Source organism: Campylobacter concisus (assembly GCF_003049085.1).
GTDB classification, from domain to species: Bacteria; Campylobacterota; Campylobacteria; order Campylobacterales; family Campylobacteraceae; genus Campylobacter_A; species Campylobacter_A concisus_H.
In genome coordinates, this window is the sequence record NZ_PIQX01000003.1 from 102,025 (window position 1) to 123,898 (window position 21,874).

Sequence of the window (21,874 nt, forward strand, 5' to 3'; positions counted from 1 at the left end):
AAAGCTATGAAAGAAGAGAAAAACGCACACAAAAAGATGTGGGAGGGTAGATTTAGCGAGGCTAGCTCGAAGCTACTTGAGGAATTTAATGCTTCTATAAATTTTGATAAAAATCTTTTTGAAGAGGATATCGCTGGCAGTAAAGCGCACGCTAAAATGCTAGGAATTTGCGGAATTTTGAAAAAAGATGAGTCAGAGGCGATCATAAAAGGGCTTGATGAGGTTTTGGCTGAGATGAGAGCTGGTAAATTTGCTTTTAAGATAGAAGATGAAGATATACATATGGCAGTTGAGAAGCGCCTTAGCCAGATCATCGGCGCCGAGCTTGGAGGTAGACTGCACACAGCTAGAAGTAGAAATGACCAAGTTGCGCTTGATTTTAAATTTTACGTATTGAAGAAAAATTTAGAAATTTCTTCATGTATAAAAGAGCTCATCGCCACGCTTACAAATTTGGCAAAAAACCACAAAGATACGCTAATGCCAGGCTACACACATCTTCAACACGCTCAGCCAGTAAGCCTTAGCTATCACTTGCTAGCATATGCATTTATGTTTAAAAGAGATTTCGAGCGTTTTGTTAGCTCATATGAACGAAACAACCTAAGTCCGCTTGGTTCAGCAGCCCTTGCAGGCACTCCTCATAAGATAGATAGAACTATCGTTGCAAGTGAGCTTGGCTTCGCAGGTTGCACGCGAAATGCGATGGATAGCGTGAGCGACCGTGATTTTGCGCTTGAGATTTTATTTAACATTAGCGTTTTTATGACGCACGCTTCTAGGCTTTGCGAGGAGCTTATACTTTGGAGCTCACAAGAATTTGGCTTTGTAAGCATCAGTGACGCTTATAGCACGGGCAGCTCTATCATGCCTCAAAAGAAAAATCCAGATGTCGCTGAGCTCATACGCGGCAAAACTGGGCGTGTAAATGGAAATTTAGTAGCGCTACTAACTACGATGAAAGGCTTGCCACTTGCTTACAACAAAGATATGCAAGAAGATAAAGAGGGCGTTTTTGATAGTGTTTCGACCATTTTAAGCTCGGCTACCATCCTAAATGAGATGATAAAAACGGCTAAATTTAATGAAAAAAATATGCTAAAAGCGACAAAAACAGGTCATCTAAGCGCCACTGATCTAGCGGACTACCTAGTGCGTGAGAAAAATATCCCATTTAGAACGGCGCATTTTATCACCGGCAAGGCTGTGGCAAAGGCTGAAAGCTTGGGACTTGATCTAAGCGAGCTAAACAAAGAGCAGCTAAAAAGTGTCGATGAAAATTTAGATGAAAATGCCATCAAATTTCTAGATCTGCACGCTTCAAAAGAGACCCGCACTTCAAAAGGTGGCACGGCAAATAAAAGCGTTGAAGAGCAAATTCAAATTTTAGACGACTGGCTTAAGTAAAAAGAGTTATAATTACGCAAAATCTACAAATTTTAAAGGATGAAAAATGTTTTTTGACAGCAAAAGCAAAGAGCTTGGTAGTAAAAATGAAGCTTTAGAAAGAGAAAATGAAGCTTTAAAGACTGAAATTTTAGCACTTAAAAATGAGCTAAAAAACGTTAAAACTTGTGAGCCAAAAGAGCAAGCTAAGGATAAGCAAGAGGCTGTAAATTTATTGCTTTCAAGTTATCAAGATGGTATAAATTTCTTGCAATTAATAATGGAAGAAAATCTAAAAATGCTTGAAAGTATAAATGGACTAAATGAAAAAACTTTCAAAGAGACAGGCGAACTCAAGTCGCAAACGGCTGAAATTTTAAACTCGATTGAGCAAGTAAGCCAGATGAGTAATGACCTTTCAAATGACGCATCTTCACTTGATGGAAGCGTAAATTCGATTGTTGAGATTATAAATCTAATTAAAGACATCTCAGATCAGACAAATTTGCTAGCTCTAAATGCTGCTATCGAGGCGGCCCGTGCTGGTGAGCATGGACGAGGTTTTGCTGTCGTGGCAGATGAGGTTAGAAAGCTTGCTGAGCGCACGCAAAAGGCGACACTTGAGGTTGAAGTAAATATAAATGGACTTAAGCAAAGTGCGAATACAATGATCGAAATGAGCGAGAATTTCTCAAAAATTTCTGTAAATGCTATGAAAATTTTAGGTGGATTTGAAGGAAATATCTCAAGTGTAAATGCAAATACGCAAAATATCCTAAATCAAGCCCTAAACGTAACAAACGAGGTCAATGTAAGTAACGGCAAGATAGATCACATCAACATGAAGCTAAATGGATATAGAGGCGTGCTTTTAAATGAGTTTAATAAGATTCAAGATGTTCACGAGTGTAGATTTAGCAAATGGTATGAAAAAGATGTGAAAAATACTCTTGTAAAAGATGCCAAAATTCTCTCAAGTATCGCAGCTCATCATGAAAATGTTCATCATGGCTTAGAAAAAGCGATGGTTATTTTTGCTGATAAAGACAAAGGAAATCTACCTGGCGTTGAAATATTAAAAGATGTCGAAAACTCAAGTAAAGTAGGTTTTGAAGAGTTGCTTGAAGTTATAAAGGCTGCCAGAAAATAGAATAAAATTTTAGACTCAAGATTTGAGTCTAAAATTTATAAGTTATTAAAATGTGCTTTGTGGATCAGCTACGCCTTCGCTCCAGCCAAGCTTAGCTCCGCCAAGTAGGTGAAAATGCAGATGCATAACTTCTTGACCGCCGTTTTCACCGCAGTTTGTTATAAGGCGGTATCCGCTCTTATCAACGCCCATTAAGGTCGCCACTTCTTGGATAAATTTTGTCATCTCTCCCATTAAAACCGGATCCATCTCTTGGAAATTTTTATAGTGTTTTTTTGGGATGATTAGGATGTGGATCGGTGCTTTTGGATTTATATCGTTAAAAGCTAGAAATTTCTCGCTTTCAAGCACTTTGTTGCAAGGGATTTCACCAGCTACGATCTTTTCAAATATGGTCATTTTAGCTCCTTTGAAATTTTGCAAAATTATATCAAAGTGTGCTTAAATTTCGTGCTCTTTATCTTGATTTTAACTCTTTTTCTATAAAATCGACTCAAAAATTTATAAAGGCAAAAAATTGCAAGATTTCGTTAATAAAATCAAAAATGAAATTTCAACGCTTGACGATTTGGAAAAAGTCAGGGTAGAAATTTTTGGCAAAAAGGGCATCTTGGCGCAAGGTTTTGCAAAGCTAAAAGAGCTTGGCGAAGATGAGAAAAAGGAATTTGCAGCAAATTTAAACAAGCAAAGAGATGAACTTGGCGCGCTAATAGAAGCTAAAAAAGCTGAGCTTAGCGAACAAGAGATAGATAACAAGATGAAAAAAGAAGCCGCTGATATCACGCTATTTAATGAGCCTGTTGCTAGTGGGGCACTTCATCCTGTGATGGCTACGATGGATAAGATAATTGAATACTTTTTGGCTCTAAATTTTTCGCTCGAGACTGGACCATTGATAGAAGATGATTTTCACAACTTTGAAGCGCTAAATTTACCAAAATACCACCCAGCAAGGGATATGCAAGATACATTTTACCTAGATGATTTTAGACTTTTAAGGACGCATACGAGTCCAGTTCAGGTGCGAACTATGCTAAATCAAAAGCCGCCTATTCGCATGATAGCGCCTGGTACGGTCTTTAGACGTGATATGGATTTAACACATACACCGATGTTTCACCAGGTTGAGGGCCTCGTGGTAGAGGATGCTGAGAAAGTTAGCTTTGCAAATTTAAAATCAATGCTTGAGGGCTTTTTAAAGCACATGTTTGGCGACGTTGAAGTACGTTTTCGCCCTAGTTTCTTTCCATTCACGGAGCCTAGCGCAGAGGTTGATATTAGTTGTATATTCTGCCATGGCAAGGGCTGCAGGGTTTGCAAGCAGACTACTTGGCTTGAAGTGCTTGGATGCGGCGTTGTTGATCCAAATGTATTTAAGGCAGTTGGCTATAAAAATGTAAGTGGATACGCCTTTGGTCTTGGCGTTGAGAGATTTGCGATGTTGCTTCATAGAGTGCCTGATCTAAGGTCGCTTTTTGAGGGAGATTTAAGATTGTTGGAGCAGTTTAAATGATAATTTCAAAGCATTGGTTAAACGAGTGGATTGACCTTAGCGACGTTAGTGGCGAGACACTTTCAAAGACATTAAATTCTATCGGGCTAGAGGTTGATAGCTATAAAGAGATAAATTTACCAAAGAGTATCGTAGTTGGCTACGTAAAAAGTAGAGAAAAGCACCCAGATGCTGATAAACTAAGCGTTTGTCAAGTCGATGTTGGCGGAGAGACACTTCAGATCGTGTGTGGGGCTAAAAACGTTGAAGCTGGCCAGTTTGTGCCAGTTGCGCTCATTGGCACGACGATGCCAAATGGTCTTGAGATCAAAAAGGCAAAGTTAAGAGGCATCGAGTCATGCGGTATGATCTGCTCTTCAACTGAGCTAGGACTACCTAAGATAAATGACGGTATCTTGCCACTTGATGAGAGTATCGGCAAGCTAAAACTTGGCAGAAGTCTTGGCGAATTTGAAGCGTTTAAAGATGTGATCATCGAGGTTGATGTCACAGCAAATAGGGGCGACTGCCAAAATTTGCACGGCATCGCAAGAGAAATTTGCACCGCGCTTGATCTAAGTATGAAAGATAGCCACGAAAATGAAGATAGCGAAAATTTACTAGGCATCGGTAGGATCGCGTCTGTGCGAACTGAAGATAAGGTAAATGGCTCGTTTTTGTATAAGGCATTTGAGCTAAAAAATGCATTAAGTGAAAATTTATTAACTAGGATGAGGTTAGCTTTAATTGATTGTCAAAAGACAAATTTAGTAGAAAGACTGCTTGAATACGCGACATTTTGCACGGGCGTCTTGTTTAGAGCTTATGATCACGCTAAGCTTGTGGGCGAGGGCGAAAAAGCAGTTTTTGACATCAAAAATGGCGAAAATGGCGAGTGCGTGGTCTTTTGTGAGGATAAAAATTTAGGCGTTGCTGGAATTTACCAAAGCGATGAAGCCAGGGTCGATGAAGGCTCAAAGGTGATCTTGGTAGAGGCTAGCTACGTAAAACCAGATGTTGTCTCAAAGGCCATTTTTGAAAATAAAAATTTACCAAAGGGTGATCAAGTTTATCGCTCAAGCCGTGGTAGCGAGCCAAATTTAGCTTACGGGGCGGACTATCTTTTTAAAAGGCTAGCTGGCTTTAAAGATAGCCTAAGTCTTTTTGCAGGCTCACAGCAATTACTTCTAAACACCGAGCCTATCACGCTTAGCATCTCACTTGGTGAGCTTAAAAATATGATCGGTCAAGATATTGCTAGAAATGATGTCGTTAAAATTTTAAAGAAACTTGGCTTTGAGATCGCGGTAAATGTCGAGCAAGAGAGCTTTAATGTAAAAGTGCCGTTATTTCGCCACGATATTGTAAATTCGCATGATATCTGCGAGGAGATCGTAAGGATAATAGGCATCGACAATATCGCCTCAACGCCGCTAAATTTCTATGAGAAAAATAGGCTAAATAAGACATATTTTGACTATAAAAATGCTTTAAATTTAAGACACCGCGCAGCCGATAATGGCTTTTTTGAAAGTGTGCACTACGTATTTGACAGCCTTGATGAGCTAAGTGAGCTAAATTTCAAGCCTTGCAAGATCAAGATACTAAATCCTATAAACAACGAGCTAAATACGCTTAGACCAGCACTTGTTAATCACCTTCTAAGCTCAAGCGAGAAAAATATCAAAAACTCAAAGCGCTCAGTTAGACTTTTTGAGCTTGGCGAAGTTTTTGACGAAAATGCAAACCAATGCTTAAATTTAGGCTTTGTCGTATCTGGACTTTTAAAAGAGCCAACACTTATAAACGGCGCAAAGGGTGAAGAGGCAAATTTCTACGCATTTGCAGCGATGGTGCAAAATGTCATAGGCAAATTCGAGCTAAAACCTTGCCGAGAGATCTCGTATCTTAGCCCATACGAGCAAGCACATATCTATCAAAATGGCGAAATGATCGGCTATATCGGCAGAGTCGATGCAAGAGTAGAGGCAAAAAGAGATCTGCCTAAAACTTATGTTTGTGAGATTGATTTTGCAAAGCTTAAATTTGAGCCGATCTTAGCAGTGCCTTACTCAAAATTCCAAAGCACTACAAGGGATCTTAGCCTCATCGTGCCTGAAAATTTCGAGGCTGGACGAATTTATGAGTGCATAAGAGGGCTAAATTTAAAAGAGCTAAAAGAGTTCTTGCCGGTTGATATCTATAAAGATGCGAAACTAAACGGCGCGATTAGCCTTAGCCTTAAATTTACATTCCAAGATATGGAAAAAACGCTTGAAGATGACGATATAAACGCGCTTATGGATAAAATTTTAAGCGAGCTAAAAGAGAAACTAAATATCGGAATAAGATGAGAATTTATCCACTAGAAAAAAGTCTAAATTTAACCATCGATGACATCGCAGCTGACAAGTCTATCTCGCATAGATGTGCGATCTTTTCGCTTTTAAGCGACAAGCCATCTCGCGTTAGAAACTACCTAAGAGCAGGCGATACGCTAAATACTCTAAAAATAGTCAAGCTCCTTGGCGCAAAAGTAGAGGATAACGGCGCTGAGATAATAATCACTCCGCCACAAAAGATAAAAGAGCCAAATGAAATTTTGGAGTGTGGCAACTCAGGCACGGCGATGAGGCTTTTTATGGGGCTATTAGCCGCACAGGATGGCTTTTTCGTGCTAAGTGGTGATAGATATTTAAACTCACGTCCAATGGCTAGAATAGCAAAACCTCTAAGCGATATGGGTGCAAAGATAGACGGTGCAAACAACGCAAACAACGCTCCACTTTGTATAAGGGGGATAAAATTTGAAAGATTTAGTTTTAAAAGCAAGATCGCCTCAGCTCAGGTAAAAAGTGCGCTTTTGCTGGTGGCTCTTTACTCAAATGGCTGCAAATTTAGTGAGCCAGAGCTAAGCAGAGATCATACTGAGCGAATGCTTGCTGGCATGGGAGCTGATATAAGGCGTGACGACCTAGAAATCACGCTAGAGCCGATGAAAGCCCCACTTGCGCCACTTGATATAGACGTGCCAAATGATCCAAGTTCTGCATTTTTCTTTGCGGTCGCAGCACTTATCATTCCGGGCTCACACATTATTTTAAAAAATATCTTGCTAAATAAAACTCGCATCGAAGCTTATAAAATTCTAGAAAAAATGGGAGCTGAGATAAAATTTCACAAAACTTTAAGCAAATATGAAGATATCGGTGATATCGAGGTCAAATACTCACCAAATTTAAAAGGCGTGGAAGTTAGTGAAAATATCTCATGGCTCATCGACGAAGCTCCAGCTTTAGCCATCGCATTTGCCTGCGCCAAAGGTCAAAGCAAGCTAACAAATGCAAAAGAGCTTCGCGTAAAAGAGAGCGACAGGATAGCTGTCACGATAAATGCGTTAAAGCAGTGTGGTGTAGATGCTAGCGAGCTTGAAGATGGCTTTATCATAAATGGTTCAGAGGCTAAATTTGCCACGATCAATAGCCATGGAGATCACAGGATCGCGATGAGCTTTGCTGTGCTTGGACTAAAGTGCGGCATGCAGATAGAAAAGAGCGAATTTATCGCCACTTCATTTCCAAATTTTGCTGAAATTTTAAAGAAAATGGGAGCTAGAGTTGAAGATTGAGCTTGCTAGTAGTTATGGATTTTGCTTTGGTGTAAAAAGGGCGATAAAGATTGCTGAAAATGCAGGAGATGCTGCGACCATTGGGCCACTCATCCATAATAACGAAGAGATAAACAGGCTTGAGAAAAACTACAATGTAAAAACACTTGAGGGTATAGACGAGCTAAAAGATGAGAAAAAGGCGATCATCCGCACTCATGGCATCACTAAAAGCGACCTTGCAGAGCTAAAAAAGACAGATATAAAAGTGATCGACGCAACTTGTCCGTTTGTGACAAAGCCACAGCAAATTTGTGAAAAAATGAGCGAAGAGGGCTATGATGTGGTGATCTATGGCGACATGCACCACCCCGAGGTAAAAGGTGTGAAGTCATACGCTAAAGGCAATGTTTACGTCGTGCTTGAAGAGAGCGAACTAGAGGGTATTAAATTCAAGCAAAAGGTCGCTCTTGTTAGCCAAACAACTAGAAAAGTTGAGAAATTTATGCAGATCGCAAACTATCTCATGCTCCATGTAAAAGAGGTGCGCGTTTTTAACACTATCTGCAACGCGACATTTGAAAACCAAGAGGCTGCTAAAAATTTGGCAAAAAGAGCCGATGTGATGATAATAATTGGTGGAAAAAATAGCTCAAATACAAAACAACTCTATCTAATATCTAAAAATTTCTGCGAAGATAGCTACCTGATAGAAAGCGAAGAAGAGCTTGAAAAATCATGGTTTGATGGCAAAAATTTGTGTGGCATAAGTGCGGGTGCTAGCACGCCTGACTGGATCATACAAAAAGTCGTTGACAGAATCAAAAAAGTATAAAATTTATCCTAGCTAAAGCCACAATTAACTATAATAAGCCAATTTGCCTCTACCGGCATAATAAAATTTAAAGGATCAAGATGGCTGTGAACAAAAGTGTTCAATTAGGAAAAGCAAAAGACGAAGATATCGAAGATATCGATTTTGCTGCGATGTTAGAGGAGTCTTTTAAAAAGACTGAAGAAGATAGTGACGCAAAGATCGTCAGTATCAATGGCGATGAGGTTTTAATCGACGTTGGCAAGAAGTCAGAAGGCATTTTAAATGTTTCTGAAATCACTGATACAAATGGCAACCTGACGCATAAAGTTGGCGATACGATCAAAGTTGTAATAACTGGATCAAGAAATGGAAGACCTATAGTGTCGCACAAAAAAGCACTTAGAAAAGAGAAAGTTAAAGCTTTCATCGAAGCTTACGATCCTGAAAATTCTGGCGAAATCGACATAAAAGTAGTTGGAAAAAATAAAGGTGGCTTTATAACTCAAGATGCAAATGGGGTGGAATTTTTCTTACCAAAAACTCACAGTGGTTTTAAAAACGCTGAAGGCGTAATTGGTAAAACATATAAAGTAAGAGTTATAAAAATTGATAAAGAAGAAAATAGCATAGTTGTCTCTAGAAAGAAAATTTTAGATGACGACCGCAAAAAGCGTAAAGAAGCTCTATCAAGCATAGTAGAAAACGATAGCGTTATAGAGGGTACAGTTAAAAAAATCACAACTTATGGTATGTTTGTTGATGTTGGTGGAGTCGATGGGCTTGTGCATTACAGTGAGATAAGTTATAAAGGCCCAGTAAATCCTAGCTCACTATATAAAGAAGGCGATAAAGTTTTAGTTAAAGTTATCAGCTATGACAACGAAAAACGCCACCTATCTCTATCTATCAAGGCAGCTACTCCAGATCCTTGGGAAGAGATCATAAATGATGGACTAGAGGTTGGTGACACTATCAAAGTTACAGTTAGCAATATCGAGCCTTATGGCGCATTTGTCGATCTTGGAAACGATATTGAAGGATTTTTACATATATCTGAAATTTCATGGGATAAAAATATCAAAAATCCAAAAGATCACATCAGCGAAGGTCAAGAGATCGATGTTGAAGTTATCGAAATAGACGCAAAAGGACACCGCTTAAGAGTGAGCCTTAAAAATTTACTTCCAAAGCCATTTGACGAATTTAAAGCTAAATTCAAAGAGGGCGACGTAGTAAAAGGCGTTGTGACAACTATCACAAATTTTGGTGCATTTGTTAGAGTGGGTTGCGTTGAAGGCTTATTGCACAATGAAGACGCATCTTGGGATAGAAACGATAAATGCAAAGATATGTTTAAAGCTGGCGATGAACTTGAAGTAAAAATCATCAAAATCGATAGTGCTGAACAAAAAGTTTCACTCAGCCTAAAAGACCTAAAACAAAGTCCAGTTCAAGCATTTGCTGATAAATTTAATGTAGGCGATATCGTAAAAGGAACAATTCGCGACATTAAAGACTTTGGCGTGTTTGTAGAGCTTGGTAATAACGTTGATGCGCTGATCCGTAAAGAAGATCTAGGTAGTGTAGATGTTAGCACACTTAAGATCGGTGATGAGATCGAAGCAGCTATCGCATTTATCGATGAGAAGAAAAATAGAATTCGCCTGAGCATACGCCGTTTAGCAAAACAAAAAGAGCGTGAAGTGTTAAATGAGATCAATGATAACGACGATAAAGTAACACTTGGCGATATCATAAAAGAACAATTACTTTAGTTTAAATGGGCAGACGCGTACTTTTATTAGTAGTTGTCCTGCTATTTGTTATATTGAGTTTGGTTGGAATTTCTCTTGTTAAATTTGCAAGTATAAATTTCAGCCAAATATCTGAAGAAAATATCACAAATGAGCAAAATTTAACCAAAAGCACGACCAGCAATATTAACTGGATGAGTGAGCTAGCAACTATTAGAAAAAGAGATTATGTGCTGCCTGTAAATGAAATTTTTATAGAATACAACCGACCCAAAATAGAAAAACCAAAGATTACTGCATATGAGCTTTTGATAGATAAAAATGATATCTATTCAATGTTTTGTTTGATGCAGACTTTAAGAAAAAGCGAGGTCGATTTTACTGTTGTAAAAGATGGTGCAAAAAGCCAGATATTTTTAAATACTCAAGACTCTAAACTTCTACAAAATATCATTTTAGAACTAAGAGTTTATGATATCCACTCAAGTGTGAGAGAGGTAAAATTATGAAAACTATCATTGTTTGCGATGCGATACATCCAGTAGGTTTTGAACTTTTAAAAAAAGAGCAAGATATAAATGTAATAGACGCAGTTAATACTCCCAAAGACGAACTTTTAAAAATTTTAGGCGAGGCCGATGTTGCTATAACAAGAAGCTCAACTGAAGTAAACGAGGCCTTTTTAAACGCTGGCAAAAAACTAAAAGCTATTGTTAGAGCTGGTGTTGGTGTAGATAATGTCGATATAGAAGGATGCTCAAGACGTGGCATAATAGCTATGAACGTTCCAACTGCAAATACTATTGCCGCGGTCGAGCTGACAATGGCGCATATGCTAGCTTCAGCTAGATCTCTTGAATACGCTCATAATGATCTAAAGCTAGATAGAATTTGGAAGCGTGAGAAATGGTATGGGGTTGAACTTTTTAAGAAAAAGCTTGGCGTGATCGGCTTTGGAAATATTGGCTCAAGGGTAGCTGTTCGTGCAAAAGCTTTTGGTATGGAGATCATCGCTTATGATCCATATATTGACCCATCTAAAGTTATCGATATGGGCGGTACTTATACTAAAAATTTTGATGATATTTTAGCATGTGATTTTATCACGATACATACGCCAAAAACTAAAGAGACGACCAATATGATAGGTGCTAAAGAGATCGCAAAAATGAAAGATGGCGTAAGACTTATAAACTGCGCTAGAGGTGGTCTTTATAACGAAGAAGCACTTTATGAAGGACTAAAAAGTGGCAAAATAGCATTCGCTGGTATTGATGTTTTTACAAGAGAGCCAGCAACTGATCATCCACTTCTTGATCTAAACAATGTAAGTGTCACCCCACACCTTGGAGCAAATACACTTGAATCACAGCGAAATATCGCAGTTGAGGCAGTCGAGCAAGCTATTTTAGCAGCTCGCGGTATAAGCTATCCAAATGCGTTAAATTTACCTATAAAAACAGAAGATCTACCGCCATTTGTTGAGCCTTATATCGATCTTACAAGCAAGATGGCATTTCTTGCTGCACAGATAAATAAAAGCGCTATCAAGGCTATCCGTATAGAAACTCACGGTCAAATCAGCGAATATGCAAATTCAATGCTAACATTTGCCATAGTTGGTGCATTAAAAGAGAGTCTTGGTGATGCGATAAATTACGTAAATGCTAAATTTTTATGCGATGAAAAAGGTATAGTGACTGAAACTAGTCTTGGTGGAGATAGCATTTTTAAAAATAAAATTACCGTTCGCTTAACTACCGAAAATGGTATTGTAACCGTTGGTGGAACGGTATTTGGTGAAAATCAGCAACGTATCGTAACGATAAATGGTTTTAAGACTGACTTTAAACCAAAAGGCAAGATGATCATCTTTAAAAATCATGACGTGCCAGGTGTTATTGCTCAGATTAGTAAAATTTTAGCTGATGAAAAGATTAATATTGCAGACTTCCGCCTTGGTAGAGATGATCACAATATGGCACTTGCTGTCATTTTGGTTGATGAACATATAAAAGCAGAAACGTTAGAGAGACTAAACGCACTTGAAGCTTGCGTTTGGGCTCAATACGCAGTTATATAAAATTTTGAAAGGATAAAAAATGGCTTCATATTCAATGGGCGATCTAAAAAAGGGACTAAAGATCGAGATCGATGGCGTTCCTTATAAAATCGTAGAATATCAACACGTTAAACCGGGCAAAGGTGCAGCTTTTGTTCGTGCGAAAATCAAATCTTTTATCGACGGAAAAGTGCTTGAAAAGACTTTTCACGCAGGCGATAAATGCGAGCAACCACATCTTGAAGAAAAAGAGATGCAGTATCTTTATGATGATGGTGAGTATTGTCAATTTATGGATACGGTTACTTATGAACAAGTTGCTATTAGCGATGAGGATGTGGGTGATGTAAAAAAATGGATGATCGATGGCATGATGGTTGAAATTTTATTTCACAATGGCAATGCAATCGGCGTTGAAGTACCGCAAGTAGTTGAGCTAAAGATAGTTGAGACTCCACCAAATTTCAAGGGTGATACGCAAGGCGGTAAAAAGCCAGCTACTCTTGAGAGTGGCGCGGTAGTTCAGATACCATTTCACGTACTTGAAGGCGAAGTTATCCGTGTGGATACTGTTCGCGGCGAGTATATCGAGCGTGCGAATAAATAAAACAGTTTAATTTTTCTTACTAAATTTACGTTTAGTAAATCTAATGCTTAGCTAAAGTCACTATTTAAAAAGTATTGGCTTTAGCAAAAAACTTCATTTCTACATTGTAAAATTTCAAACGGCACTAGCATAGAATGCACAAAATTTTTATACTCTATAAAAATCAAATATAGCCAAATATCAGCTCATAAAATATTTAAAAATCAAAAAATATATAAAGAAATGAAAATTCTTAGCGAGATAAGTAAATGTTTTAACTATAAAATTTTTATATTAGGATAGTAGAACCGTAAGTCAAAAACAGGGGAAAAACGAGACGGTTTCCCGTCTCGGTAGCTAGCATTAAGCCGACTTTTCTTTGAGATATTTGTTTATAAGAGTTGTGACCTCTTCACCGTGAGGAAATCTCGCTTCATCATTTCCAATGCGATCTTTCTTAGAAAATATAACATCTCCATCAACCTCGACGATGAAATTTCCACCATCACCTATAACCTTTTCGACTCTTGCATCACTAAAGTTCGCTTTTATTTCATCTTCTACACGAGAAGCTACCGGACGATAGTTTCAAGAGTTGCAGTAAATAATTTTTACTTGCATGCTCTGTCCTTTCTTGTGAAATAAGCCAACATTATATAAAATTTTATTTAACAAATAAAACACATTATTGTAAAGGATAAATTTATGAAAAAAGTTGCTGTGATTTTAGCTGATGGATTTGAGGAGATAGAAGCACTAACTTCTGTTGATGTTTTACGTAGAGCTGGAGCGATAGCTTCTATTGTTGGGCTAAATGACGTAAATATCAAAGGATGTCACAATATATGCGTAAAAGCTGATGTGACACTTCGCGAGATGAAGGAGCTAGACTATGATGCGATCGTCCTTCCTGGCGGACTTCCAGGAGCTAGCAATCTAGCAAACGATACAAGGCTCAAAGCAATTTTGCAAAATTTTGATAAAAGCAATAAGCTTATTTGTGCCATTTGTGCTGCTCCTATGGTGCTTGAGAGTGCTGGTGTGCTAAAAGATCATTTTGTTTGTTATCCAGGATTTGAAGAAAATGTAAGAAGTGATAAAAGGGGCTATGATAACGGCAAGAGTGTATTGAGGGATCAAAATATTATTACAGCAAAAGGTCCTGCTTTTTCAATGGAATTTGCACTTTTTATAGTTAAAAATTTACTTGGCGATGAAGCGTATCTTAAAGCAAAGAATGATTTACTTTATAAATAGCTTATAAAGATAAAATAATTTTTTATTTAATTATTCTTTTTAAACTTAAGATTAAATTTTGTTTAGTGATAGTTATGAAAGTTCTATATATACGAGTTTGTAGTTTTTAAGAATATTTTTCAAAAAAATATAATAAATTTTTGATTTTTTACATCTTTTTGACGAAAATTAGCTATTATCACACTAACCGAATAAATCGGTAATTTTTTTAAGGAATACTCCTGTGAATATTTATGTAGGAAATTTGTCGTATAGAACGACAGAGGCAGAATTAAAGGAAGCCTTTGCACAATTTGGTGAAGTAAGGCGAGCAAAAATAGTAAAAGATAGAGAAACTGATCGCTCAAAAGGCTTTGGCTTTGTTGAAATGGACGATGCAAATGAGGGACAAAGGGCTATAGACGCGCTAAATGAAAAAGAACTAGGCGGACGTACTTTAAGGGTAAATGAGGCTAGACCAAGAGATTAATGACTATTTGCCACCAAATGGTGGCATAGCATCCCGCATAGCTCCTACGCCTAGTGGGTTTTTGCATGCTGGCAATGCTTATAACTTCATCCTAACTTATCTTTTGACACGTTCGGTAAGTGGCGTTTTGCACTTACGTATCGATGATTATGATCTTAGTAGATACCGGCAAGAATTTGTTCAAAATATCTTTGATGTTTTAAAATTTTTGGAGCTTGAATACGATAAAGGTCCAATTAGTGTAAGTGACTTTGAGTGTAATTTTAGCTTTAAAACGAGATCGCAAAGATATGAAAATGTGCTAAAAAAGCTTAATGAAATTTATATCTGCGAATGTTCAAGGACTACAAAAAATGCCTACATAAACGGCATTTACACTAAAATTTGTAAAAATAAAAATCTAGAATTTATAAAAGACAAGACCACTATTAGACTAAGCGTGGATGAGGGTGATCCTCTTGGTAAGCTTGTGGCAGAGCAAATGGGTGATTTTGTGATTTATAAAAAAGATTTTACTCCGGCTTACAACTTTGCAAGCGTGATAGATGACGAGGATATGGGCGTAAATTTGGTTATTAGAGGGGAAGACCTGCTACCTTGCACGCTAGCTCAAAGATACCTTGCAAAAAGGCTAAATTTTAACTTTTATAATGCTAATTTTATTCATCATAAGCTACTTTTAAAAGATGGCAAAAAGCTCTCAAAAAGCTCAAAATCACCACCAATTAATCTAAAAGATAGCCCGCAAATTTATTACAAAATATTAGCAAATGATCTTGGGCTGGACATCAAATCAACAGATAAAATTTCAAATCTACTTTACGAGTTTAAGCTAAAAAATATAGCCAAAAAATTTTTGCAAAGCATGAGCTAAATTTATACTATATATGCAGTTTATCGCCGCCCTGATCTTTTGCTTTGGTTATTTGAGCTTTGTCTCAAAAAATGCACTAAGAAGCGAGTTTATGCCTTGCTTTGTAAATTTCTCCATTATCTTTTCGATCTGCGGTTTTTCTTGCCAAACTGGCTCATCTACGAGGCTCATTTTAGCTAGCTCGTTTTGAGCGTCTATGTAGCTGCCAAGGCTATCAATTAGCCCCATTTTTAGGGCATTATGAGCTAAAAAGACCCTTGCGTTTGCCCACTCGTCTTTTTTCTTGATGTCTAAATTTCTAGCCTCTGCCACGTTGCTCACAAAGAGCATATAAGCGTCATTTACGAGCCCTTGCAAGCTCTCACGCTCTTGCTTGCTCCAGCTCCTCATAAAGGTGCCAGCCTCTTTAAACTCGCCAGCCTTCACCACCTGCTCGCTCACGCCTAAATTTTTGGCTAAATTTTCGATGTTTGCCCCTTGCATGATGACACCAATGGAGCCTATGAAAGCGCCTGGGTTTGCAATGATAGTACCAGCATTTACGCCAGCGTAGTAGCTGCCACTTGCCATGTTGCCAGCTGCGTATGCGAGCACTTTTTTGCTCTCTTTTAGCCGCTTGACCGCCATGGCTAGCTCCACGCTAGGACTTAGCGCGCCGCCTGGGCTGTCGATGTAGAGTAGCACACCTTTGATGTTGCTATCAAGTCTTGCTTTTTCTAGCGCTTCTAAAATTTCGCTTGTATCCATTATCGTGCCGATGATGTCTATGCGGGCTAAATTTGGCTCTTTTATCTTGCCATCTGGCGCGAAAATAAAAAATAAGATGAGTAAAAATATGAGCGCCTTAAAGTAGTTATTGATAAATTTAAAAATTCCCAAAATCCCTCTAAAAATAAACCTTAAAATTTGCAAATTTTGCCTCCGATATATAGTTTTTTAGCTTCGTTTGTATGAAGTATGAGCTGAAGTATTAGCTCGCTATCATCGCACTCTAGGTCGTTATATACGGCAAGATCAGCCGCGCGTCCAGCCCTTATCTCGCCGTTATTTGTCCTAAGTGCCTTTGCGCCCCCATGCGTTGCAGCGACAAAAAGCTTGGTGGCAAGCTCGTTTAGATCAAGGCTAGCGTGGGTAAATAGGGCGGCTCGTAGCTCATGCCAGAAATTTAGGCTGATATTTGAGCTAAGGCCGTCTGTGCCGATGTTTAGACTGACGTTATTTTTGAAAATTTCTTTTAAATTTAGCGTCTTTTTACCAAGTAGTCTGTTTGAAACGGCGCAGTGCGTCACGCTGTGGTGAGGCTTAAATTTAGCAAAATCACTCACATAAACGCAGTGCGTAAATAGAGTATTTATCTCACGAAACATCGCAAAGTAGCCCTGCGCGTCATACATCGGCTTTGGGTCTTGACTAAATCTTAAAAGATGCTTTTTAAAGCCACCACTGCCGTCCTCTAGCCACTGCTTTTCAGCCTTGCTCTCTAAAAAGTGCGTGCTTACAAGAAGACCATCCTTTTTAGCTATCTCAAGGGCGGCTTTGGCTAGCTTTGGATGCACAGAGTAGGGCGAGTGCAGCGAGATAGCTGGAGTGAAATTTTGGCTTTTGTAGTCCTTTGTTTTTTCAAATTTAGCTAAGAAATTTTGCAAATTTTGCTGAGCCATCTGCTCATTTGAGCCTAAAATTTCACTAAAAAGCACGACTTTTAGCGGACTAGCGGCTAAAATTTCAAGCTCCGAGCCAAAGCTAGATATCTCGCCAATGGCGCAAACTCCGCTTTTTAGCAGCGAATTTATAGCTTCATTCATTGCTTTTTTAGCGTCCATTTTAGCTAGCTCGCCGCCTTTATCGACGATAGAGCCAAGCCATTTTATAAAGTCACCATATCTTAGCGTGCTAACGTTTGAGCTAAACTCCAAATGAACGTGTGAGTTTATAAAAGCTGGGGCGATCACGCTCTCACCAAAGTCGCAAATTTTCGCCTCTTTAAATTTTTTTTGCGCCTCTTTTTCGCTTGTAATTTCTAAAATTTTATCACCCTCGATGACAACACAAGAATTTCTTAAAATTTTTGGATTTTCTCCGCCAGTGATGATCTTTTTTGCTTTTAAAATTTCCATTTCTAGCCTTAAATTTTTGTTATTGTAGCGAAAATTTAGGAACGAAAATGTATAATTTGGGCTATTTAATCAAAAAGGAGTGACATGGATAAGAAGCTAAAAATAATGGTTATCCAAGGCCCAAATATCAACATGCTTGGCGCTAGAGAGCCAGGAATTTACGGCGTTATGAAGATGGAGGATATCCACTCTCAAATGAAGATCGTTGCCGATCAAAATGACGTTGAGATCGAGTTTTTTCAAAGCAACCTTGAGGGCGAGCTAGTCGATAAGATCCAAGAGTGCTTGGGCGATGCTGACGGCATCATCATAAACCCAGCTGCCTACACTCACACTTCTATTGCTATCCGTGACGCGCTAAGTGCGGTTGCGCTGCCAGTTATCGAGGTGCATATCAGCAACGTTTATAGAAGAGAAGAGTTCCGCCACAAAAGCCTCATCGCACCAGTTGCAGCAGGCCAGATCGTGGGCTTTGGACCAGTTGGCTATCATTTAGCGATGATAGGCATGCTTCAAATTTTTGAGCAAATCAAAGCAGTAAGAGCAAATCAAAACGCACAATGAATTTCATCTTAAAGGACGAAAACGCCGTATTTTACGAGTGCGGCTACAGCTGTGACAATGAGTTTTTGCTATGCCTTGACGGCGTGAAATACTTTTTTACGGATGCGAGGTATTATTTCGAGGCAAAAAGCTGCGTAAATGCAGGCGTGGTCGTTCTTTTGGCACAGAGAAATTTAATAAACGAGGTTAGGGCATTTTTAAGAAAGATGAAGCCAAGTAGCCTCGTTTTTAACCCTGATGAGCTAAGCTTAAGCGAGTTTAACGCGCTTAGTAAGGGTTTTAAGATAAATTTCAAACCAAAGGCAAATTTCTCTAGGATAAAGAGAATTTGCAAAAGCGAAGATGAGATAAAAATTTTAAAAAAGGCTAGCGAATTTGGAGCAAAATGCTTTGACGAATTTGCTAAATTTGTGCGTGAAAATGGCGAAGGGATGAGCGAAAAAGAGCTTCATTTCAACGCCTCGCTCATCTTTAGGCAAAAAAATGAGCTAGGTCTTAGCTTTGATCCTATCGTGGCGATAAACGAAAATGCCGCAAAGGCGCATGCGCTGCCTGGGGATAAAATTTTAAAAAATGGCGATTTGCTGCTACTTGATGCTGGGGTTAAATTTAAACGCTACTGCTCTGATCGCACTAGAACTGCTTGCTTTGATGAAAATTTTAACTTCTCAAAGGAGCAAAAATTTAAAAACGCCAAGATGCAAGAAATTTACGAGATCGTAAAAGAGGCTCAGGCTGCTGCGATAAAGGTTGCTAGAGCTGGCGTTAGGGCGTGTGAGATAGACCTTGCAGCAAGAAGCGTGATAGCAAAGGCTGGATATGAAAAGGTCTTTTTTCACTCGACAGGACATGGCGTGGGTGTCGATATACATGAGCTTCCAGTCATCTCAGCAAGGAGCGAAATGCTCATAAAAGAGGGCATGGTCTTTAGTGTGGAGCCTGGAATTTATCTAGAAAATGAATTTGGCGTGCGTATCGAAGACGTAGTGGTCGCAAGAGAAGGTGGGTGCGAAATTTTATGAGGCTAGCTGGAGCAAGAAAGATCGTAAAAAGCCGTTTTTGCCCTAGTTTTTTTCAAAAAAGAGATGAGTTTAAGTATGAGGCGCTAGTTGGCATGGGTGGCAACATCGGTGATAGCGCAAAGAGGTTTGATAAATTTATAAGAGCAGTTAGTGAAGATAGGCGTTTTCACGTAGTTGAAGTCTCGCCGATCCTTATAAATGCTGCGTTTGGCTATGAAGCGCAGGATGACTTTAGTAACGCTGTTATAAATTTACAAACATCTATGAGCCCTCGGGATTTGCTAAAAATTTTGAGGCACTATGAGAGTAAATTTAAGCGCGTGAGGACGTTTAAAAATGCGCCACGTACGCTTGATCTAGATATTTTGTATTTTAGTAAAAAAGTCTATAAGACGCCGCGCCTTATCGTCCCGCACCCAGGAGCTGATAAGAGGCTTAGCGTGATCGTGCCACTAGGGCTTATGAGAGGTTAAAAGGATATAAATGGCTACAAAATTTCATACTTTTACAGGCGAGAGCACCATTGAGGCTTTGAAAAAGGCTCAAGAAACGTGCGGCGAAAAGGCCATATTAGTTACTACAAAACAAATTCAAGCCAAAACGATAAATAAAAAACCGCTTTATGAAATTTTAGTAAGCGTCGAAGAGGACGACGTGAAGCAGCCTCTAAAACCAAATACAAAAGCCATAAATTACGAAAATGCCTATTCTAAATTTAATAAAAACTATGAACCTGCTAAGCCAAAATTTGAGATAAAAGAAGAACCGGCTAAATTTGAAGCAAAGACGGCATCGCCAGAGCCTTACGATCCAAACGAGAGCGTGCTTTTAAATATCTCAGCTGCTGCAAAAGAGATAAGCACGATCGCAAATGTAAATATCGATGACGTCAAAGATAAAGAGTCAAGCATACCAAGCGGCATGAATAAAAAAATAGACGATGTGGCAAAGCAAGTAAGCGTGCTAAGCGAGAAAATAGGGCTCATAACTGACATGATCTGGGACGAGAAAGCCCCAAATCGCAATAATCTTTTGATCCCACCTGAGTTTGCTAGCATCTATAAACTCGCAAAACAAAGCGGTATGAAAGATGAGCATTTAGAGGCTATCATGCAAACGACGCTTGAAAATTTGCCAGTTTCGATGAAGAGCAATCCAACCGCAGTAAAAAGATATTTCTACTCGCTTTTGCGAAATATGCTACCTTGTAGAAAAGAGCCGAGCGATAAAAAACAGCGTATTATGATGCTAGTTGGCCCAACTGGAGTTGGTAAGACTACGACTCTTGCAAAGCTAGCTGCTCGTTTTGCTTACGGCAATGAAAAACGCTATAAAACAGGTATCATCACGCTTGATACATATCGTATTGGAGCGGTTGAGCAGTTATTTCAATACGCTAAAATGATGAAGCTACCTATTCTAGATGTTATCGAGATAGATGACTTTCAAAATGCTATAAAGCAGCTTAATTATTGTGATGTGATACTTATTGATACGACTGGAAATTCTCAGTATGATAAAGAAAAGCTTGAAAGGCTTGATAAATTTTTAAAGCATAGCGGTGCAAAGATAGATGTAAATTTAGTCCTATCAGCTGGCTCAAAGGTTGAAGATCTAATAGAAATTTATAATGGGTTTTCATTTTTGGATATTGACACGCTGATAATCACCAAATTTGATGAGACAAAAATTTTTGGTAACGTCTTTTCGCTGATATATGAGACAAACACGCCGGTTAGCTACTTTAGCGTGGGCCAAGAGGTGCCTGATGATCTTGTGGAGGCAAAGAGCGAATTTTTAGTAGAGTGCGTGTTTGACGGCTTTACAAAGCAAAAGGCTAGCGATGAATAATCAAGCGCAAAAATTACAAAATTTAGTCCAGTCTCAAAGCAAGAGCAAAAATACGCATTTTATTGCGATAACTAGCGGCAAAGGCGGTGTTGGTAAGAGTACGATAAGTGCAAATTTAGCAAATGTTTTATCAAAAAATGGCTACAAAGTAGGACTATTTGACGCTGATATCGGCCTTGCAAACCTTGATGTCATCCTAAATGTAAAAATGGGTAAAAATTTACTTCACGTGCTAAAAGGCGAGTGCAGCCTAAAAGACATCTTGATACCTATAAATAAAAATTTGATCCTCATTCCTGGTGAAAGCGGTGATGAAATTTTAAAATTTAACAATCAATTTTTATTTGAGAGGTTTTTAGACGAGGCGAGCGAGCTTGATGAGCTTGATTTTTTGATCATCGATACTGGAGCTGGCATAGGCGGTAGCACGCAGCTATTTTTAGAGGCAGCTGATGAGGTCGTGGTGGTGACTGTGCCTGATCCTGCAGCGATAACCGATGCATACGCTGTCATAAAGATCGTTTCAAGGTTTAAAAATAGTGAGCTTTTGCTTTTAAATATGGTAAAAAATGAGGCAGAAGCGACTAGAATTTATGAAAATATCAAACGCGTTGCTAATGCAAATATCGGGCCTAGCTTAAATTTAGAGCTTATAGGATTTGTGGCTTCTGATAAGAATGTTTCAAGAAGTATAAAACAACGAACGCTTTTTACAGACGACGCTGCTTATTCTGAGCCTAGCGCTCAGATAAAACAGATAGCTTCGAATTTACTTTATAGGTTGGAACGAAAAGTGCTTAACGATGAGCAAAGTAGGAGCTTTGGGGGCTTCTTTAAGCGTTTGATAGAACAATTTTGATGGAGAT

General features: G+C 38.7%; 22 protein-coding genes and 1 pseudogene. 19 read left to right on the forward strand and 4 right to left on the reverse strand.

What is annotated here, in order from left to right; genetic code table 11:
* Positions 1 to 6: 6 nt before the first annotated feature.
* The 3 genes and pseudogenes from argH (at position 7) to CVT13_RS10645 (ending at position 2,536) form a co-directional block, all read left to right on the forward strand.
* A complete protein-coding gene (gene argH / locus CVT13_RS04455) occupies positions 7 to 1,407 on the forward strand; it encodes an argininosuccinate lyase (RefSeq protein WP_107811755.1) in 1,401 nt (466 codons plus the stop codon).
* 457 nt (positions 1,408 to 1,864) lie between these two features.
* Positions 1,865 to 2,170: pseudogene (locus CVT13_RS10640) on the forward strand (methyl-accepting chemotaxis protein); the annotation flags it as partial.
* Between the two features lie 57 nt (positions 2,171 to 2,227).
* Complete coding sequence (locus tag CVT13_RS10645) at positions 2,228 to 2,536, forward strand: CZB domain-containing protein (protein ID WP_413784299.1); 309 nt, start codon at positions 2,228 to 2,230, stop codon at positions 2,534 to 2,536.
* A 45-nt stretch (positions 2,537 to 2,581) separates the two neighbouring features.
* On the opposite strand, the gene CVT13_RS04465 is transcribed toward CVT13_RS10645, so the two are convergent.
* Positions 2,582 to 2,935, reverse strand: a complete 354-nt coding sequence (locus CVT13_RS04465; RefSeq protein WP_021091047.1) for a histidine triad nucleotide-binding protein — start codon at positions 2,933 to 2,935, stop codon at positions 2,582 to 2,584.
* Between the two features lie 118 nt (positions 2,936 to 3,053).
* Between CVT13_RS04465 and pheS the strand changes: the two genes are divergently transcribed.
* From pheS to efp, 8 genes are all read left to right on the forward strand, one after another.
* Positions 3,054 to 4,049, forward strand: coding sequence for a phenylalanine--tRNA ligase subunit alpha (pheS, locus tag CVT13_RS04470; RefSeq protein ID WP_085657680.1), 996 nt, complete (start codon positions 3,054 to 3,056; stop codon positions 4,047 to 4,049).
* Positions 4,046 to 6,382 carry a phenylalanine--tRNA ligase subunit beta gene (pheT, locus tag CVT13_RS04475; protein WP_107811757.1) on the forward strand — a complete coding sequence of 779 codons (2,337 nt, stop codon included), beginning with the start codon at positions 4,046 to 4,048 and terminating at the stop codon, positions 6,380 to 6,382. The genes pheS and pheT overlap by 4 nt, the downstream gene beginning before the upstream one ends.
* Entirely contained in the window at positions 6,379 to 7,656 is a 1,278-nt protein-coding gene (gene aroA / locus CVT13_RS04480; protein ID WP_107811758.1) for a 3-phosphoshikimate 1-carboxyvinyltransferase, read from the forward strand. The genes pheT and aroA overlap by 4 nt, the downstream gene beginning before the upstream one ends.
* Positions 7,646 to 8,470 (forward strand): 4-hydroxy-3-methylbut-2-enyl diphosphate reductase, encoded by an 825-nt coding sequence (locus CVT13_RS04485; protein WP_107811759.1) that lies wholly within the window; start codon positions 7,646 to 7,648, stop codon positions 8,468 to 8,470. Before aroA ends, CVT13_RS04485 begins: the two co-directional genes overlap by 11 nt.
* Positions 8,471 to 8,550: 80 nt before the next feature.
* Positions 8,551 to 10,227 carry a 30S ribosomal protein S1 gene (locus CVT13_RS04490; protein ID WP_107811760.1) on the forward strand — a complete coding sequence of 559 codons (1,677 nt, stop codon included), beginning with the start codon at positions 8,551 to 8,553 and terminating at the stop codon, positions 10,225 to 10,227.
* 5 nt (positions 10,228 to 10,232) lie between these two features.
* The gene (locus CVT13_RS04495) at positions 10,233 to 10,715 is read left to right on the forward strand and encodes a hypothetical protein (RefSeq protein ID WP_107792682.1); all 483 of its coding nucleotides are present in this window, start codon (positions 10,233 to 10,235) and stop codon (positions 10,713 to 10,715) included.
* On the forward strand, positions 10,709 to 12,289 hold the full coding sequence (gene serA, locus CVT13_RS04500) for a phosphoglycerate dehydrogenase (RefSeq protein WP_230853983.1): 1,581 nt from the start codon (positions 10,709 to 10,711) through the stop codon (positions 12,287 to 12,289). The genes CVT13_RS04495 and serA overlap by 7 nt, the downstream gene beginning before the upstream one ends.
* Positions 12,290 to 12,308: 19 nt before the next feature.
* Positions 12,309 to 12,875, forward strand: coding sequence for an elongation factor P (efp, locus tag CVT13_RS04505; RefSeq protein WP_021090997.1), 567 nt, complete (start codon positions 12,309 to 12,311; stop codon positions 12,873 to 12,875).
* A gap of 342 nt (positions 12,876 to 13,217) precedes the next feature.
* On the opposite strand, the gene CVT13_RS10535 is transcribed toward efp, so the two are convergent.
* Positions 13,218 to 13,475: a SelT/SelW/SelH family (seleno)protein gene (locus CVT13_RS10535; RefSeq protein ID WP_265094420.1), complete on the reverse strand. Its 258-nt coding sequence runs from the start codon at positions 13,473 to 13,475 to the stop codon at positions 13,218 to 13,220.
* An 84-nt stretch (positions 13,476 to 13,559) separates the two neighbouring features.
* Here CVT13_RS10535 and CVT13_RS04515 point away from each other — a divergent pair, with 84 nt between their 5' ends.
* The 3 genes from CVT13_RS04515 to CVT13_RS04525 all read left to right on the forward strand — a co-directional run bounded on the left by CVT13_RS04515 (position 13,560) and on the right by CVT13_RS04525 (position 15,454).
* The gene (locus tag CVT13_RS04515) at positions 13,560 to 14,111 is read left to right on the forward strand and encodes a DJ-1 family glyoxalase III (RefSeq protein ID WP_107792680.1); all 552 of its coding nucleotides are present in this window, start codon (positions 13,560 to 13,562) and stop codon (positions 14,109 to 14,111) included.
* Between the two features lie 223 nt (positions 14,112 to 14,334).
* Positions 14,335 to 14,580 carry an RNA recognition motif domain-containing protein gene (locus CVT13_RS04520; RefSeq protein WP_107811761.1) on the forward strand — a complete coding sequence of 82 codons (246 nt, stop codon included), beginning with the start codon at positions 14,335 to 14,337 and terminating at the stop codon, positions 14,578 to 14,580.
* Entirely contained in the window at positions 14,558 to 15,454 is an 897-nt protein-coding gene (locus tag CVT13_RS04525) for a glutamate--tRNA ligase family protein (protein WP_107811762.1), read from the forward strand. Before CVT13_RS04520 ends, CVT13_RS04525 begins: the two co-directional genes overlap by 23 nt.
* 48 nt (positions 15,455 to 15,502) lie before the next feature.
* On the opposite strand, the gene sppA is transcribed toward CVT13_RS04525, so the two are convergent.
* Positions 15,503 to 16,366, reverse strand: a complete 864-nt coding sequence (gene sppA, locus CVT13_RS04530) for a signal peptide peptidase SppA (protein ID WP_107811763.1) — start codon at positions 16,364 to 16,366, stop codon at positions 15,503 to 15,505.
* Positions 16,354 to 17,571, reverse strand: coding sequence for a metal-dependent hydrolase (locus tag CVT13_RS04535; protein WP_107811764.1), 1,218 nt, complete (start codon positions 17,569 to 17,571; stop codon positions 16,354 to 16,356). Before CVT13_RS04535 ends, sppA begins: the two co-directional genes overlap by 13 nt.
* A gap of 84 nt (positions 17,572 to 17,655) precedes the next feature.
* Here CVT13_RS04535 and aroQ point away from each other — a divergent pair, with 84 nt between their 5' ends.
* The 5 genes from aroQ to CVT13_RS04560 are packed head-to-tail and all read left to right on the forward strand — an operon-like array spanning position 17,656 to position 21,867.
* The gene (aroQ, locus tag CVT13_RS04540; RefSeq protein WP_009294223.1) at positions 17,656 to 18,135 is read left to right on the forward strand and encodes a type II 3-dehydroquinate dehydratase; all 480 of its coding nucleotides are present in this window, start codon (positions 17,656 to 17,658) and stop codon (positions 18,133 to 18,135) included.
* Positions 18,132 to 19,157 carry an aminopeptidase P family protein gene (locus tag CVT13_RS04545; RefSeq protein ID WP_107811765.1) on the forward strand — a complete coding sequence of 342 codons (1,026 nt, stop codon included), beginning with the start codon at positions 18,132 to 18,134 and terminating at the stop codon, positions 19,155 to 19,157. The genes aroQ and CVT13_RS04545 overlap by 4 nt, the downstream gene beginning before the upstream one ends.
* A complete protein-coding gene (gene folK, locus CVT13_RS04550; protein WP_107811766.1) occupies positions 19,154 to 19,630 on the forward strand; it encodes a 2-amino-4-hydroxy-6-hydroxymethyldihydropteridine diphosphokinase in 477 nt (158 codons plus the stop codon). The genes CVT13_RS04545 and folK overlap by 4 nt, the downstream gene beginning before the upstream one ends.
* Positions 19,631 to 19,640: 10 nt before the next feature.
* The gene (gene flhF / locus CVT13_RS04555) at positions 19,641 to 21,008 is read left to right on the forward strand and encodes a flagellar biosynthesis protein FlhF (RefSeq protein ID WP_107811767.1); all 1,368 of its coding nucleotides are present in this window, start codon (positions 19,641 to 19,643) and stop codon (positions 21,006 to 21,008) included.
* Entirely contained in the window at positions 21,001 to 21,867 is an 867-nt protein-coding gene (locus CVT13_RS04560) for a P-loop NTPase (RefSeq protein WP_107811768.1), read from the forward strand. The genes flhF and CVT13_RS04560 overlap by 8 nt, the downstream gene beginning before the upstream one ends.
* The last annotated feature ends 7 nt before the right edge of the window (positions 21,868 to 21,874 follow it).

Coding starts and splice junctions, on each gene's coding strand:
- argH (WP_107811755.1), top strand. CDS start 7: ATGAAAGAAGAGAAAAACGCACACAAAAAGATGTGGGAGGGTAGATTT.
- CVT13_RS10645 (WP_413784299.1), top strand. CDS start 2,228: ATGAAGCTAAATGGATATAGAGGCGTGCTTTTAAATGAGTTTAATAAG.
- CVT13_RS04465 (WP_021091047.1), bottom strand. CDS start 2,935: ATGACCATATTTGAAAAGATCGTAGCTGGTGAAATCCCTTGCAACAAA.
- pheT (WP_107811757.1), top strand. CDS start 4,046: ATGATAATTTCAAAGCATTGGTTAAACGAGTGGATTGACCTTAGCGAC.
- aroA (WP_107811758.1), top strand. CDS start 6,379: ATGAGAATTTATCCACTAGAAAAAAGTCTAAATTTAACCATCGATGAC.
- CVT13_RS04490 (WP_107811760.1), top strand. CDS start 8,551: ATGGCTGTGAACAAAAGTGTTCAATTAGGAAAAGCAAAAGACGAAGAT.
- CVT13_RS04495 (WP_107792682.1), top strand. CDS start 10,233: ATGGGCAGACGCGTACTTTTATTAGTAGTTGTCCTGCTATTTGTTATA.
- efp (WP_021090997.1), top strand. CDS start 12,309: ATGGCTTCATATTCAATGGGCGATCTAAAAAAGGGACTAAAGATCGAG.
- CVT13_RS04515 (WP_107792680.1), top strand. CDS start 13,560: ATGAAAAAAGTTGCTGTGATTTTAGCTGATGGATTTGAGGAGATAGAA.
- CVT13_RS04525 (WP_107811762.1), top strand. CDS start 14,558: ATGAGGCTAGACCAAGAGATTAATGACTATTTGCCACCAAATGGTGGC.
- CVT13_RS04535 (WP_107811764.1), bottom strand. CDS start 17,571: ATGGAAATTTTAAAAGCAAAAAAGATCATCACTGGCGGAGAAAATCCA.
- aroQ (WP_009294223.1), top strand. CDS start 17,656: ATGGATAAGAAGCTAAAAATAATGGTTATCCAAGGCCCAAATATCAAC.
- CVT13_RS04545 (WP_107811765.1), top strand. CDS start 18,132: ATGAATTTCATCTTAAAGGACGAAAACGCCGTATTTTACGAGTGCGGC.
- folK (WP_107811766.1), top strand. CDS start 19,154: ATGAGGCTAGCTGGAGCAAGAAAGATCGTAAAAAGCCGTTTTTGCCCT.
- flhF (WP_107811767.1), top strand. CDS start 19,641: ATGGCTACAAAATTTCATACTTTTACAGGCGAGAGCACCATTGAGGCT.
- CVT13_RS04560 (WP_107811768.1), top strand. CDS start 21,001: ATGAATAATCAAGCGCAAAAATTACAAAATTTAGTCCAGTCTCAAAGC.